Genomic DNA, 14,679 nt, shown 5'->3' with positions numbered 1-14,679 from the left:
GTCGCTCGGGGATTGTTTTACGTTCGGATAATTCCGCCTTAACAGTGTACCGTTATTCTGAGGATAGAACGGATAACTGGAGGGGGAATAGGACATGGATACGGGTTCCCATTTACTGTTCGGGGTAACGTTGGCGGGATTGGCGTACTTTAATCCGGCGGTCGGCTCCGATCCGCATCTGGCGGCCGCGGTTATGACGGTCGCGCTGGTCGGTTCTCATGCGCCGGACTTGGATTCGGTCGTAAGATTCAAAAGCAATGATGCTTATCTGAAGCACCATCGAGGCTTAAGCCATTCGATCCCCGCGTGGTTTCTCTGGTCGGGAGCGATCGGAACGTTAGCGTCTTGGGGTTGGGGAGCTTGGGAGCATCTGTTATTGTTATGTATCATTGCTTTCTCCGCCGTCGCCGCCCACGTCGTTTTCGATCTTTCGAATGGCTACGGCGTTCAATGTTTATTGCCTTTTCGCAAACAATGGCTTCATCTGGACGCTGTATGTCTGACGGATCCGTTTTTGTTGCTCTTGCATACCTCTACCGCGATCGGTTCGTTAATCGGCATTTGGCCTGCACCTCAATGGGCGTGCGCTTTCGCTTGGGGGATTACGTTTGTATATATGTTATGGAGAGTCGTCCATCACGAAATGGTGGTCCGCAGGGTGAAGCGAAAATATCGGAGGTGGCGGGCGGTCCATGTGCTTCCGGGCTTATGGTGGTTCCGATGGCAGTATGTTGTTCAAACTGATAACGGATACGAGATGGGCGTCATCGAGGGCAGAAGATGGCTGCCTTCCATGCTTCTTCCTAATAGAGCAACTCATGACTGCATAGATGCAACGAAACAGGTGTCCGCGGTAAAAACCTTGCACGGCTTCGCGAAGCAAGAGTATGCGAGCTGGGCCGCGCAGCCCGACGGAGGGTACTTGGTGATTTGGACGGATCTTCGGTTTTGGCGGGATAGAGATTGGCCGTACAGGGCCGAGGTAAGATTGGACGATCGTTACAACGTGTTGACCGAGCGTATCGGCTGGTACAAGAAAGCCTGGGAAGCTCCTTATGTATGAACAGTTCGATTGTTTCAAATAAACCGTTCACCAGTCGGCTCCTTGGCAAGCCGGCATCTGGTGGACGGTTTTTTCGTTCTTCTTAGCCAATTTAGGAAATAAAATAGTTTCCCGGGAAAGCGCAGGAGCCGACACGAATTGTCGCAATTGGCTCTAATGATGCGAACGAAGGGGATTACGCGGAGTCGCGGTGAAGCCATTTGTCGAAAAACGGTCTGAACCGCCCGTTGCCGTGCGAACATGTATTCTGTACAATGATAGTATAACGAATTTAGGAGAATGCCGATGAACCCGTTGACGCAAAAAGCGGAGTCGGTAGAGGAGTGGCTGACGCTGCTGCGAAGCCGACCGGAGCTGATGGAGAACGTAACGTTCTGGCACACCGAACCTGCGCGTCCTCCGCGTGCCGTCCAGCTCCCGGATAACATACACCCTAAGCTTAAGCACGCGTTGAAGCAGAAAGGCATCACGAATCTATATACGCATCAAGCGGCTTCTTATCATGCCGTTACGGAAGGGCGCCATGTCGTTACCGTCACTCCCACCGCTTCGGGCAAGACGTTATGCTATAACCTTCCCGTCATTCAGAAGCTGCTGGAGGACGATAGCGCGCGAGCTCTCTATTTGTTCCCGACCAAAGCGTTGGCTCAGGATCAGGTGGCGGAGCTTCAAGAGCTGGCTAACTTGATGGAAGCCGATATCAAGACGCACACGTACGACGGGGATACGCCGCCGAACGTTCGTCAAGCGATCCGCAACGCAGGGCATATCGTAGTAACGAACCCGGATATGCTGCATTCCGCGATATTGCCCCATCACACGAAATGGGTTAAGCTATTCGAAAATATCAAGTACATAATCATAGACGAATTGCATGCTTACCGTGGCGTGTTCGGCAGCCATGTCGCGAACGTGATCCGCAGGCTGAAGCGCATCTGTCGTTTCTATGGCAGCGATCCGCAGTTTCTGTGCGCTTCGGCGACGATTCGCAATCCGCGGGAGCACGCGGAACGCCTGATCGAAGAGACGGTCGCGCTCGTCGACGACAACGGCGCGCCAGCCGGTGAGAAGCATATGGTCTTCTATAATCCGCCGGTCGTCAACAAGCAACTAGGCATTCGCAGGAGCAGCGTGCTCGAATCCCAGAAGCTTGCCGCGTTGTTGCTCAAGAGCGGCATCCAGACGATCGTATTCGCGCGAAGCCGAGTCCGGGTCGAAATATTGCTAACTTATTTGCAGGAAAACATCAAGCACGAGCTTGGCGCGAAATCCATTCGCGGATATCGAGGCGGATACTTGCCCAAGCTTCGTAGAGAGATCGAACGCGGATTGCGCAGCGGAGAGATTCGTGGCGTCGTCAGCACGAACGCGTTGGAGCTCGGTATCGATATCGGCCAATTGCAAGCCTGCGTGTTGAACGGATATCCGGGAACGATCGCCAGCACCTGGCAGCAATCCGGTCGAGCCGGCCGCAGGCAGGGAAGCTCGGTCACGTTTCTCGTGGCGAGCAGCAATCCTCTCGATCAATATTTAATACAGAATCCGGACTATTTCTTGGGCCGTCCTCCCGAGGAAGCCCGCATTCATCCCGATAACCTGCTAATCCTGCTGGATCATCTGAAATGCGCGGCTTACGAGCTGCCGTTCGAAGAGGGAGATACGTTCGGCGGGGAGAAGCTTACGGATTTGCTCGAATTCCTGGCCGAGGAGAAGGTGCTTCACCGGGTCGGAAACCGCTGGTACTGGATGGAGCAGGCCTTCCCCGCGCACAACATCTCGTTGCGTTCTGCCGCGCAGGAGAACTTCGTCATTATCGACCGGACCGAGGGACATCGCGTGTTAGGGGAAGTCGATCGGTTCAGCGCGCCGACGCTCATACACGAAGAGGCGATATACCTGCACGAAGGGGTACAATATCAAGTGGAGAAGCTGGATTATCCGGAGAAAAAAGCATTCGTAAGGGAAGTGAACGTGGATTATTTCACGGACGCGAGTCTTGCGGTGGAGCTGAAGGTGCTGCATGTCGATCTCGAATCGTCTTCCGGCCCGCTCGAACGCCAATACGGCGAAGTGACGGTTATGGCGAAGCCGACTATTTTCAAGAAAATACGGTTGAGGACGCACGAGAACATAGGTTCCGGTCCGATTCATCTTCCGGAAGAAATTCTTCATACGAGCGGGTACTGGTTCTCGTTCTCGGAGGAAGAATCGGCCAAACGAAGCGCGAACGACATGCAGATGGCCTTGCTAGGCTTGGCTAACGTTCTCATCCACCTTGCGCCGCTGCATCTGATGTGCGATCCGCTGGACATTCGAGTCGTGCCTCAAGTGAAAGCCCTCCATACCAAACGGCCGACGATTTATTTTTACGACCGTTACCCGGGCGGAATCGGACTTAGCCAACGCCTGTACGAGAAGCACGACGAGCTGCTGGAGGAAGCGGGAAGGCTCATACTGGGCTGCGGCTGCTTAAGCGGTTGCCCGGCCTGCGTCGGACCGATAGAAGAAGTCGGCCTGCTAGGCAAGGATTTGGCGCTTTCCTTGCTCCGGGGGACGAGGACGAGCTCATGAGCGGGCTAAGAGAAAGGCTTGGTCGCCTTCGGCAGGAAACTTCCGAAGCCGTGATTGCGGATCTATCGGTAAATTCTCTGCCTGCCGCGTCTGTTGCGGAAACCGCAATCCCGGCAGAGAGGGAACGGGATTCCTCGATCGAACAAGAGTCGCGGTTACCTTCCGGCTTTCGCCAAATCGGGGTGGAACGGATGAGCAACGAGTCGGGACAGTTTCTGCTGCGACGGATCGAATATGACTTGCCTTATCGTCATGGACATTACGATCTAGAGGAATTGATTGCGTGCGCGAGCCATCTTCATCCCGTTGCCATGAGACAGAACCGGGAGAGCGAAGCCATCGATCCTTACCGGCTGCTCTTCCTGGATACGGAAACGACCGGACTCGGAGTCGGCACGGGTAACGTCCCGTTCATGATCGGATTCGGCTATTATTCAGGCAATCGATTCATCGTCGAGCAGACGCTCATTCGCCATCCCGGCGAGGAAAGGGCGATGCTGACCTACTTGCTCGGCCACATGAAGGATAAGAGCCATCTGGTCACTTATAACGGACGAACGTTCGATTGGCCCGTGCTCGTTAACCGGTTCATCCTGAACGGCTGGCGCAGAAGCGGACCGGAGCCCGGACATCTCGATTTCCTACATCCGGCAAGGGCGCTCTGGCGCAATACGTTGCCTTCCTGCCGTCTGAGCATGATCGAAGAAGCAAGGCTGGGTATCCATAGAGAACACGACGTACCGGGATCGCTTGCTCCCTCGTTGTATTTCCAATACTTAAGCGATGGGAATCCCGTTCATTTGCATGGCGTATATGCCCATAACGAAAAAGATATTCTTACTCTGGCTTCGCTTTCCGTCCATTTCGGATTATTGTTAAGCGGGAATGTACAACCTGACGACATCGAGGCAACAGAAGGCGAAGAGTTGTTCCGGACCGCATGCTGGCTTGAGCAACATGGCCTAACTGAGGCATCCGAACGAATGTTCTCCTTGTTGCCCGATATGAAGGGTATCGATGATGGCGGCTGGGGATTAGCGCTGGCCGCGAGGTATAAAAGAGCGGGACGGCATGAACTGGCTTTGCCGATCTGGAGAAAATCCGCGGCGAAGGCGGAAGCATCCGCATTGCCCAAGCTCGAGGCGCATATCGAACTGGCGATGTATTACGAGCATCGGGAAAAACAGCTACCTACGGCGTTATCCTATGCGGAAAAAGCTCTGGAATTAACGCAACGAAGATCCCGGTTAATCAGCAGCGCCGCTAAACGTAAGGAAGAGAAGGACGGATTGCAGCATAGAGTGGCGAGGCTACGGGAGAAAGTTTCGCGAGAAAGGAAGTAAGCGCATCTTGAAAGCCATTCTGAATCATCTTAAAGATTATCCGGCGCCGGATGCCGTACTGTTCGATCTCGACGGTACGTTGTATCGCGGAAACGAACCCGTTCCCGGGGCGGACCGCTTAATCGCCGGATTGCAGGCAAGGGGATTGCCTTGTTTATTCGTAACCAACAATTCGACGAGAACGCCGAAAGAGGTCGCTGAGCATCTGCATATCATGGGAATCTCAGCCGAAGTCCAATCGATCGTCACCTCCGCTTTGGCAACCGCCTATTATGTACAGTTGGAGCATCCCGGAGCCGATACTTACGTTATTGGAGAAAGAGGATTACGCGAAGCGCTCGCGAACGCGGGACTTCACCTGTTGGGCGACGAGGAGCAGGATCGGAACGCGACGATCGTCGTGCAAGGACTGGATCGCGAATTGACCTACAGCCGTCTGAAGACCGCGGTGAAGCACTTGCTTAACGGAGCCGCATTCGTTCAAACGAATCCAGACAGGCTGTTGCCGGTAGACGGAGGTTTCCTCCCCGGTGCCGGAAGCATCGGGGCTTCCCTGCAAGCGGCAACCGGAATCGAGCCGATTATCGTAGGCAAGCCGTCTCGCATTCTCATGGATTATTCGCTAAGATTAGCGGGCACCGCGCCGAGCAAGACCTGGGTCGTCGGCGACAATCCTTATACCGATCTGGCAGCCGGCCGCACTGCAGGCTGTCCTTCGATTCTCGTGCTCACCGGATTATGCTCGATGGATAACTGGCAGGATCATTGCTCGGCCGCTGGAGTGACTCCGGACGCGGTGTTCGATGGACCGGAACAATTGGAAGAATACCTTAACGGGCAACTAAGCGATAATCAGCAGAAGGGAAGATTGTAAATGCCGGAATTACCGGAAATGGAGCATTACCGTTCACAATTATCTCCGCGGTTATGCGGACAAAGGATCACGGGAGTTACCGTCAACCGTGCCGCCACGATTAACGAGCCTGTCGATGTCTTTACTTCGGCTCTCGTCGGCAAAAGCATCCTGTTCGTGGAGCGCAAGGGCAAGCATCTGTTGTTCCACCTTGACGACGGTCACCGGCTTCATCTACATCTCATGCTCGGCGGTTGGCTGGCTTACGGGGAAGAGGGTCCGAAGAAAGACAGCCACTTCCAAGTCATTCTTACTTTCGGAGACGGCAACTCGCTGTATTTCGGCGGACTGCGCTTAGGGTACCTTCATCGCATGACGGCCAAAGCCGCCATCGAGGAGCTCAAGGAATTAGGGCCGGATCCCTTCGATTCGAGACTAACGTTGGAAGCGTTCCGTAAAAGGTTGGCGGGCAAGAGAGGCAAACTGAAAACGACGCTTACCAATCAACGGTTTTTAGCGGGAATCGGCAACTGTTACAGCGACGAAATTTGCTTCGATGCCCAGGTCCATCCTGCCGTTGCTGTCAATTCTTTGGATGAGTCCACGGTCGAGCGTATTTATCATTCGATTCGCAAGGTGCTGACTACGGCTAAGGATGCGGGCGGATACATGGAGCATCCGCTTACCCCGGACGATACGTTAACCGGCGGATACAACAACCAATGTCTCGTCTACGATCGCAAAGGCGAACCATGCAACGTATGCGGAACGGAAATCAAGTTCGAGACGTTAACGGGACGCAAAATGTTCTATTGCCCGCATTGCCAGCAAGGCGCCTAATGCTAAGGATAGGCAGCCATGTCAGCACGAGGAACGGCTACCGCAAGGCGGCGGAGTATGCGGTTTCGCTCGGGGGCAATGCTTTTCAATACTTTCCGAAAAACCCGCGAACGCTGGCAATTAAAGCTTTCGACGCCAGCGACGCAGCCCAATGCGCGATTTGGTGCAAGGAACGCGACGTCGTTTCGATCGGCCACGGTCCTTACCCGGTCAATCCCGCGTCCGACGGAGATGCCGCCCGCCGCATGGCCGCGTGCACGCTAAACGATCTGCAAATAGCCGAAGCCTGCGGATCCATCGGGGTCGTCGTGCATTTTGGCCATTCCAAGGGGATTGATCCGTTACAGGGATACCGAAATGTAATACAATGGGTAAATAGCGTGACCTCCTTATGGGAAGGAAAGGCGTTAATCCTTCTCGAGAACCAAGCTGGAGATCATGGTCAGATGGGGACGACGCCCGAGGAATTGACGCAAATTCGCTCGCTTGTCGATTCTCCCGGCAAAATCGGATTTTGTCTGGATACCTGCCACTTGTTCGCGAGCGGGGAATGGCGTCATGGACAATGGTCTTCCTTCGCGACTCGGGCAAATGCTCTAGGCTTCTGGAACAACGTGAAGGCCGTTCATTTGAACGATTCGCGCTATCCGTCGGGTTCCCTTAAAGATCGCCACGCGCCGATCGCGGAAGGTCGAATCGGACAAGACGAACTTATGGCATTCATGAGCGCTCCGGAGCTTAAGGACATTCCTTTTTTCCTGGAAACGCCCGCGGGAGAAGACGGCACGCATCGGGAACAAATAGAGCTAGTTAAACGATTGTACGAGTCGGGGGGAGGCGCGTAAAGGTGATTAACTTGTATTTAGACGATGTAAGGCCTTGTCCGAGAGGATTTGTCGTCGCTCGATCGGCGGAGGAATGCTTGCTGATCCTTTCCGCGAGCGAAGTGGATATTCTATCGTTGGATTACGAGCTTGGATACGGCGAACCGAACGGCATGGCGGTCGTGCAAGGCATTATCGTCAGCGGTAAATATCCGAGGCAAATCTTCGTTCACTCTTCGAGCTTGTTGGGGAGAGCGCAGATGGTTAAAGAATTAAGGGCGGCAAACCCTTCGGGGGTCGCGATCCATGACGGACCGATGCCGGCTGCCGTTCTAGAAGCATCCGCTACTGGAGAAAACGGGAATGCGTGAGTTGGAAACGAACGATTGGAAACGGGAATGGACGTTTACGCCGGCGCCCTTCGCGCTTTTCGTACATACTCCGCTTTGCGGAACGTGCCTTGCCGCCAGGCGCATGCTGGAGGTCGCAACGGAACTAGTTCCCGAGGTTGCGATCATGTCGGCGAATATTAACGTGATGCCGGATTTGGCGCAGAAATTCCAAATCGAGAGCGTGCCGTGTCTTCTGATCAAACGCAAGAACGGATCATGGACGAAACATTACCGTTTCCCGTCCGTTACGGACGTGGTGGAACGATTGAGAAGCGAGAGGGATACGCAATGATTCATTTGCATAATTTGACTTTTCGCCGGGGCGACCGGCAAATTCTTCGAGGCGTGGATCTAACCATTAACCCGGGCGAGCATTGGACGCTACTCGGACGTAACGGTTGCGGAAAATCTACGGTGCTTGAAATGATAACGGGCTATTTATTCCCGACATCCGGTAAGATCGACGTGTTAGGCAATCGTTTCGGACAAGTTGACGTAAGGGAAATCCGCAAGAGAATCGGATATATCAGTCCGGCGCTTATCGAGAAAATGACGCTGCGAGATCCCGTATGGGAGATCGTGGCTAGCGGAGCGTTCGCTTATCTGCGGTTTTACGAAGAAATCGCGGAGGAAGTTCGGGAACGCGCGTACATAGAGTTGGAACGGGTCGGCTTGAAGTCGTTGGCGGAGCAGCCGTTCGGCACCTTATCGCAAGGCGAACGCAAGAAAGCTCTGTTGGCCCGCACGATGATGGCTTCTCCGGAACTGCTGATCCTGGACGAGCCTTGCGCGGGATTGGACTTATATGAACGGGAGAAATTTCTGAGCGCTTTATCGGAATTAACCTCCGACAAAATGTCCATGCTGTACGTAACGCATCATATCGAAGAAATCGTTCCTCTATTCACTCACGTCGCGCTTATGTCGGACGGACAGTTAGTAGCATCCGGCCCGAAACGCGATGTCTTGACTCCCGATAAATTGCAGGCGGCATACGACCTGCCCCTCGAAATCAGGTGGAGGGATGACCGGCCGTGGATAGAGGTCGGGAAGGTGGAGCAACGATGACGATTTACGTCGGGACGGCGAATCCGGGTTTCGCGCCATACGCGATGGAGGAGCTGCGCAGACGCATTCAGGGAACCAAAGTATCCGGACTCGCGCCTGGAGAAACCTTCTCGTTCACGAGCGGCGATTACGATCCTGAGCCGCTGCTAACGGATCTACGCCGTAACGAACCGATATTCCTAAGACATCTATTTCCCGTCGAAGCGGAGTACGAAGTAACGGGGAACCCGGATAATACCGCCGACGCTCTGAAAGCATATGCTTTGACTTTGGAAGACCGGATTAAAGGCAGCAAAATAGCCATACAAGTGCGCAAGGAACACAATAGCCCGTTTCCGTTTTCCTCCGCGGAGGGAAGGGACGTTATCGTTCCCATCATCGAGCAACTCGGCGGGGAATCCGTCGCTCGAGAAGCCGATTGGATCATTTCCGTCTACGCGACGAAGAAGAAGCTGTTCGTGGGCTGTTCGTTACCCCGAGATAACTTGTCCGATTGGCCGGGCGGAGCGGTGAGGTTTCGCAAGGACGAGGAAGTAATCTCGAGGGCGGCGTTTAAGTTGCTGGAAGCGGAGAGGGCGTTTAACTTGCCTTTGGATCGATTCTCGAACGCGTTGGATTTAGGGGCGGCTCCGGGCGGGTGGACTTCCGTCCTTCTGGATCGCGGCATGAAGGTAACCGCCGTCGATCCCGCGGAGATGGACCCTTCGTTGGAGTATCATCCTAAGCTGCGGCACATCAGGAGCAATGCCGCCGATGTTTCCTTCGCTCCGGGTTCGTTCGATTTGTTGGTGTGCGACATGAGCTGGGATCCCCATCATACGCGCCGCATCGTCTCCGAGCTCGCCCCCGCCTTATCTGCGGGAGCTTCCGGAATCATTACGCTGAAGCTGATGTACAAGAAACCGCTTCAAAGCATTAACGATCTCATGGAGGACTATAGCCATGAGTTCGACGTTCGCAAAGTGAAACAGTTGTTTCACAACCGCGAAGAAGTTACAATGTGGGTGAAGAGAAAATAAGACCGAACGTATCGGGAAAGCATCCCGCATCCGGACGAAACCTTGCTCAAGCCGGTTTCGTTCCGCGTGCGGGATTTTTGCGTTTTTCTAAGCGGAGAAAGGTGGATAAGTCCATTGAAGAATGAAAGACTCTCGGGCTTGGATCTCGAACAAGGGCAAATGTTCGGAGATCGATATCGAATCGTTATGCCGATCGGTAAAGGAGGTATGGGTCGGGTTTACTTAGCGGAAGACGTTCGCTTAGGAGGGAAACTGCGAGCGCTTAAGCTGACTCGTCCTCTTCCCGACGAGCGGAGAACCTTCTTGCTGGAAGCTGAATTAATGAGCGAACTGGATCACACCGGCCTACCCGACATAGTGGATTATTTTCCGCCTGACCAAGACGGCGTCGCTTGCATCGTCATGGACTATGTCGCCGGGGATACGCTTGCGGAGAGATTCGAACGTTTCGGATTAAGGCTGACTTTTCCTTTCGTTCTGGGTATCCTGACCGATTTATGCGAAGTGCTCGTTTATTTGCATTCTCGTAAGCCTTCAATCGTGTTTCGCGACCTTAAGCCTTCCAACGTGCTGCTGGATCGGCGAAATCGGGCGATCCTCGTCGATTTCGGGATTGCCAGGCGGTATCGGGAGGAGAAGCTGAGCGATACGCTTCAGCTCGGTACTCCGGGTTTCGCCGCGCCGGAACAGCTGAGAGGAGAGCAATCCGATTGTCGGACGGATCTATACGGGCTAGGCGCTTTAGCCTATCATCTCTTGACCGGCGGTAAGTTTGCCATTAGGCACAGAGGAGACTATAAGCGCTCCATTCAAGAGGATGTGCCCGCGGAATTCATTCGGGTGCTGGAAAGGATATTGGATAGCGATCCTGATAGGCGTCCGCAAACGGCAATCGAGCTGTTAACGGAGCTAAAGATCATTCAACGCGGCAACGTTCCACTTTCGGAAGAGCATATTCGCGGCGACTTTCGAACTGACATGGAGCCGGTCATTATCGTGGCTATCGCCTCCGCTTATCCGGGAGCCGGAGCTACCTTCGCTTCTATGGCATTGTCCGATACGTTGGCGCGAATGAAAGTCGCTCATGCTTTGGTCGAATGCCCTGGCGGGTATGGGGAGCTTTACGCTCTGCTTAACGGAGCCGTAAGAATGCCCAAGTGGGCAATCTACTCGCAAGCCGGGGTCGAGCAAGCGGCCGTTCCTGCCTGGCGGCAAGGAAGCGTAGCTTATTATCCTTTAAGTCCGAACGATGAAGGAATTCATAACCCGGACAACGATTATACGAATTGGTTAAAAAGACTTGGAGTTCCGATCGTACTGTTGGATGTTTCCAGCCGGTGGGAACGCTCGGGGATCAAGGAGTGGCTTATGAGATCGGCGGATCATATCGGACTCGTGGCCGATTGCTTCCCCGCGAAATGGTCTCATCGCCGACAATTGTCCTGCGTTGAATTGGCGGAAGAGGCGAGTAAGCATCGTATTAATTGTGCCTGGCTCGCGAATCGGGACCAGCCCTTTGCCGATAGAAAAAACTGGCTTTCCTTATTCCCTAATAAACCGGAGGTGTCCATTCCGGATATAGGAAGTCCCGCTATGATCAATGCATTGTGGAGAGGAGAAGGCTTGCCGAAGGACAAGACGACTTCGGTTGCATTCGACGGTGCGTTTCGAAAATGGATTGCAAAGGTTACGGGCATAAGATAATTAACCTCTCAGCCTTTTTGGCGCGGCAGCTTGCCGATTTTCCACGACTTTGACAGTCGTGGTACAATAGCTAAGGGAGATTGGTTTTGTTTTTTTTATTCTTTTAGCTAGTCGCGGGCATAATGCCTATTGATTTTACGTGAGGTGAATGAAATGAACAATGAAAATATATTGATCATCGAAGACGAGGATGCCATCGCTAGGATCCTGCAATTGGAATTAGAGCACGAAGGCTACGGCGTCGGCAGGGCAGCCGATGGTCGCAAGGGGCTCGAGATGGCTACTTCCGGGGAGTGGGATTTGGTGCTGCTCGACGTGATGCTTCCCGAGCTTAACGGAATCGAGGTTCTTCGCCGTTTAAGGCAGAACGACGGAGCCGTCCCCGTCATTTTAATCACCGCACGGGATACCGTTCCGGACAAAGTAAGCGGCTTTGAGCACGGCGCGAACGATTACATTACGAAGCCTTTCGCGATGGAAGAGCTGCTTGCGAGAGTGCGAAACCTGCTTCGGATATTCAAAGCTTCACGCGAGGGAGAAACCGAGGACGTCATCCGGATCGGGGATCTATCCATCGAGCTGCTTACGCGCAAAGTGTACAGGAAGGATCATTCCATCGATCTGACTCCGAGAGAGTTCGAATTGCTGCTGTATTTAGCTAAGCACAAGAACGGCGAGAAAACGCGCGACGAGATCTTATCCGACGTATGGGGATATGAATATATCGGCGATACGAACGTTGTCGACGTGTACATCCGATATTTACGGCAGAAAATGGACAAGGGTTACCGCCATAAGCTACTGCATACCGTACGCGGTGTCGGATATATGCTGAAGGAGCCTGATGCATGACCTTAAGATCCAGGTTTACGTTATTCACGGTTTTCTGGCTTATTTTCATCTTGATTCTCTATAACATTTTCGTTTATTTCTTCGTCATTCGGGTTACGACCCGCGGAGAACTTCAATTGCTGAGTAATAAAGCTAATCTGGTCATCGAGAGCTTGCGTAAGCAAGGGTTGCGCGGGTTCGAAGATCCAAAGCTGCTAAGCGAGATGTATAACTATAACGAAATGATGAGAATCGTCACCGGAGACGTCCGCGTTGTGAACGAGGTCGGAACGGACCCTGAGCTTCTGTCCATCCCTCCGCAGATGCAAGTTTACAATCAGACAGAAACGAGGCAGATCAACGGTCAGAGGGTGCTCTACTTATCCGTTCCGTTCTTCGACCAAGGACATCTGATCGGAACGGTCGAGGCCGCGCGCCGATTAACCGTACTCGACAGCTACTTGCAAATCTTGCTTGGTGCCTTAAGCGTAACGAGTATCGGCGCAATCGTATTCGCTATATTCGGGACTTATTGGTTCACTTCGCGATTGACAGGTCCTATCGGTCAGATGGTGCAAACGATGAGGGAGATCGATCGAAGCGGCAAGCTATACCGCGTGAAGCTGAACGGACGGGAAGAGTCGGTCGAGCTTCAGCAAATGGTTCGCGCGTTCAATCAGATGATCGATAGGCTTGATCGGACGATCGAGCACCAGAAGCATTTCGTGGCCGACGCCTCCCATGAATTAAAAACCCCGCTAACGGTTATATCGAGCTATGCGGACATGCTGAAGCGTTGGGGAAGAGACAACGCGGAAGTCAGAGACGAAGCCATCGAGGCGATCTCCAAGGAAACCGAGAGACTGCAAAACCTTATCCGATCGATGCTAACGCTTGCGGAAGCCGAGCAGGACAATTGGCTGAATGTATCTCGCTTCGACGTAACGAGCGTCGTACGGGAGCTTTCGGAGGTACTGGGGAAAACCTTCGAGCGCGAGATTCGGGTCCATTCCGATCATCACTCGGTTAACATGAAGGGCGATAAGGATAAGATCCGTCAATTGCTGCTTATTCTGATAGATAATGCGATCAAGTACAGCAAGGAGCCGATTGACGTCCGAATTCGCAATCAGAAGAGCGGAATCAAGCTCGAGGTGACCGATTACGGAATCGGGGTTCCCGATAGCGAAATCCCCTATATGTTCGATAGGTTCTATCGCGTGGACGAAGCGCGCCACCGCAAGACGGGCGGCAGCGGGTTAGGCTTGTCGATAGCCAAAAAAATAATCGATATCCATGAAGGCAACGTGGAAGTGTACAGTAAGCCAGGCAACGGTACGACGATATCGATCATGTTGCCACGCAAGATTTGATCGGATTGCAATCGAGGCGCGATCGAAAAAACCGGCCATTTCTGAGTTTCAGAAATGGCCGGTTTTGCTTGCGACTGAAACATTTTCAGTCCCGATTGAAAAACGATTATTCGTGCAACCTTGTTGGAACTGGATGCGTCATTATAGTTAACAATCGACGACTACAATACGCGTCGCGCCGTTACGTAATGCGACTTCCAATAGCTCGTGTTCATTGAAGAGTAAGTAACGCCGGTATCGCCGTACGTATGAAGCATTTTGTTATTTCCCACATAGACGCCGACATGACCGATTTTACTGCCGGTCCTCGCGACCTTGAAGAACACGAGATCGCCTTTCTTAAGGTTTGCTTTAGCGACCTTGACTCCTTTGGTTGCTTGCGAGCTGGATACGCGAGGTAGCTTGATGCCGTTCTTGCCGAAAATATACTGCGTGAAGCTGGAGCAGTCGAACGCGGAAGTGGAACCGGACGGAGCGCCGAACCGATATTTTACGCCTAAGTATTTTTTGCCGAGCGTTATGATTTTGTCCGCTTTGGACGTGGAAGTGGATGTGGCTGCCGATGCTAGCGGGGCATGCTTTAACGCAATGCCGGCGAAGCCGATGACGGCGCAAAGGCTGACGCTAATAACTTTACGTGCGAGAGTGCTTTTGAAACTCATGTTGTGGTTCCCTCCATCTTGCTTTTCTCATTTGTACATTGAAGAGTATAACAAAAGCTAAACCACCTAATAATTACCAAGGAGAGGGAAACGCTGGGCACTGGAACGGTTTGCCATGCTTTCTTAGAATTGCATG

At 53.1% G+C, this 14,679-nt stretch carries 14 protein-coding genes; 13 read left to right on the top strand and 1 reads right to left on the bottom strand.

The annotated features are described in order from the left end of the window. Positions 1 to 94: 94 nt before the first annotated feature. From DFP95_RS12755 to DFP95_RS12695, 13 genes are all read left to right on the top strand, one after another. Positions 95 to 1,063, top strand: coding sequence for a metal-dependent hydrolase (locus tag DFP95_RS12755; protein ID WP_115993018.1), 969 nt, complete (start codon positions 95 to 97; stop codon positions 1,061 to 1,063). A gap of 285 nt (positions 1,064 to 1,348) precedes the next feature. Beyond that, positions 1,349 to 3,634, top strand: a complete 2,286-nt coding sequence (locus DFP95_RS12750) for a DEAD/DEAH box helicase (RefSeq protein WP_115993017.1) — start codon at positions 1,349 to 1,351, stop codon at positions 3,632 to 3,634. Next, a complete protein-coding gene (locus DFP95_RS12745; RefSeq protein ID WP_115993016.1) occupies positions 3,631 to 4,977 on the top strand; it encodes a ribonuclease H-like domain-containing protein in 1,347 nt (448 codons plus the stop codon). Before DFP95_RS12750 ends, DFP95_RS12745 begins: the two co-directional genes overlap by 4 nt. 7 nt (positions 4,978 to 4,984) lie before the next feature. Further along, a complete protein-coding gene (locus DFP95_RS12740; RefSeq protein WP_245987623.1) occupies positions 4,985 to 5,851 on the top strand; it encodes an HAD-IIA family hydrolase in 867 nt (288 codons plus the stop codon). Next, complete coding sequence (gene mutM, locus DFP95_RS12735) at positions 5,852 to 6,670, top strand: DNA-formamidopyrimidine glycosylase (protein WP_115993015.1); 819 nt, start codon at positions 5,852 to 5,854, stop codon at positions 6,668 to 6,670. After that, positions 6,670 to 7,515, top strand: coding sequence for a deoxyribonuclease IV (locus DFP95_RS12730; RefSeq protein WP_115993014.1), 846 nt, complete (start codon positions 6,670 to 6,672; stop codon positions 7,513 to 7,515). Before mutM ends, DFP95_RS12730 begins: the two co-directional genes overlap by 1 nt. 2 nt (positions 7,516 to 7,517) lie before the next feature. Next, positions 7,518 to 7,865 carry a cyclic-phosphate processing receiver domain-containing protein gene (locus tag DFP95_RS12725; RefSeq protein WP_115993013.1) on the top strand — a complete coding sequence of 116 codons (348 nt, stop codon included), beginning with the start codon at positions 7,518 to 7,520 and terminating at the stop codon, positions 7,863 to 7,865. Continuing rightward, positions 7,858 to 8,178: a thioredoxin family protein gene (locus DFP95_RS12720; RefSeq protein WP_115993012.1), complete on the top strand. Its 321-nt coding sequence runs from the start codon at positions 7,858 to 7,860 to the stop codon at positions 8,176 to 8,178. The genes DFP95_RS12725 and DFP95_RS12720 overlap by 8 nt, the downstream gene beginning before the upstream one ends. Beyond that, positions 8,175 to 8,954 carry an ABC transporter ATP-binding protein gene (locus tag DFP95_RS12715; RefSeq protein WP_115993011.1) on the top strand — a complete coding sequence of 260 codons (780 nt, stop codon included), beginning with the start codon at positions 8,175 to 8,177 and terminating at the stop codon, positions 8,952 to 8,954. The genes DFP95_RS12720 and DFP95_RS12715 overlap by 4 nt, the downstream gene beginning before the upstream one ends. Next, the gene (locus tag DFP95_RS12710; RefSeq protein ID WP_115993010.1) at positions 8,951 to 9,973 is read left to right on the top strand and encodes a 23S rRNA (cytidine(2498)-2'-O)-methyltransferase RlmM; all 1,023 of its coding nucleotides are present in this window, start codon (positions 8,951 to 8,953) and stop codon (positions 9,971 to 9,973) included. Before DFP95_RS12715 ends, DFP95_RS12710 begins: the two co-directional genes overlap by 4 nt. A 114-nt stretch (positions 9,974 to 10,087) precedes the next feature. Further along, positions 10,088 to 11,677, top strand: a complete 1,590-nt coding sequence (locus DFP95_RS12705; protein WP_115993009.1) for a serine/threonine protein kinase — start codon at positions 10,088 to 10,090, stop codon at positions 11,675 to 11,677. Positions 11,678 to 11,830: 153 nt separating this feature from the next. Further along, positions 11,831 to 12,529 (top strand): response regulator transcription factor, encoded by a 699-nt coding sequence (locus tag DFP95_RS12700; protein WP_115993008.1) that lies wholly within the window; start codon positions 11,831 to 11,833, stop codon positions 12,527 to 12,529. After that, complete coding sequence (locus DFP95_RS12695; RefSeq protein WP_115993007.1) at positions 12,526 to 13,881, top strand: HAMP domain-containing sensor histidine kinase; 1,356 nt, start codon at positions 12,526 to 12,528, stop codon at positions 13,879 to 13,881. Before DFP95_RS12700 ends, DFP95_RS12695 begins: the two co-directional genes overlap by 4 nt. Positions 13,882 to 14,042: 161 nt before the next feature. Here the strand turns inward: DFP95_RS12695 and DFP95_RS12690 are convergent, their stop codons facing one another. After that, entirely contained in the window at positions 14,043 to 14,543 is a 501-nt protein-coding gene (locus tag DFP95_RS12690; protein ID WP_115993006.1) for a C40 family peptidase, read from the bottom strand. Positions 14,544 to 14,679 lie beyond the last annotated feature (136 nt).

This window comes from Cohnella lupini, from assembly GCF_003386205.1.
Lineage (GTDB): Bacteria > Bacillota > Bacilli > Paenibacillales > Paenibacillaceae > Cohnella > Cohnella lupini.
This window is presented reverse-complemented; position numbering and strand designations above follow the sequence as displayed.

Excerpts from the sequence above, each read along its gene's own strand:
- DFP95_RS12755 (WP_115993018.1), top strand. The coding sequence starts at position 95 with ATGGATACGGGTTCCCATTTACTGTTCGGGGTAACGTTGGCGGGATTG.
- DFP95_RS12750 (WP_115993017.1), top strand. The coding sequence starts at position 1,349 with ATGAACCCGTTGACGCAAAAAGCGGAGTCGGTAGAGGAGTGGCTGACG.
- DFP95_RS12745 (WP_115993016.1), top strand. The coding sequence starts at position 3,631 with ATGAGCGGGCTAAGAGAAAGGCTTGGTCGCCTTCGGCAGGAAACTTCC.
- mutM (WP_115993015.1), top strand. The coding sequence starts at position 5,852 with ATGCCGGAATTACCGGAAATGGAGCATTACCGTTCACAATTATCTCCG.
- DFP95_RS12730 (WP_115993014.1), top strand. The coding sequence starts at position 6,670 with ATGCTAAGGATAGGCAGCCATGTCAGCACGAGGAACGGCTACCGCAAG.
- DFP95_RS12720 (WP_115993012.1), top strand. The coding sequence starts at position 7,858 with ATGCGTGAGTTGGAAACGAACGATTGGAAACGGGAATGGACGTTTACG.
- DFP95_RS12715 (WP_115993011.1), top strand. The coding sequence starts at position 8,175 with ATGATTCATTTGCATAATTTGACTTTTCGCCGGGGCGACCGGCAAATT.
- DFP95_RS12710 (WP_115993010.1), top strand. The coding sequence starts at position 8,951 with ATGACGATTTACGTCGGGACGGCGAATCCGGGTTTCGCGCCATACGCG.
- DFP95_RS12700 (WP_115993008.1), top strand. The coding sequence starts at position 11,831 with ATGAACAATGAAAATATATTGATCATCGAAGACGAGGATGCCATCGCT.
- DFP95_RS12695 (WP_115993007.1), top strand. The coding sequence starts at position 12,526 with ATGACCTTAAGATCCAGGTTTACGTTATTCACGGTTTTCTGGCTTATT.
- DFP95_RS12690 (WP_115993006.1), bottom strand. The coding sequence starts at position 14,543 with ATGAGTTTCAAAAGCACTCTCGCACGTAAAGTTATTAGCGTCAGCCTT.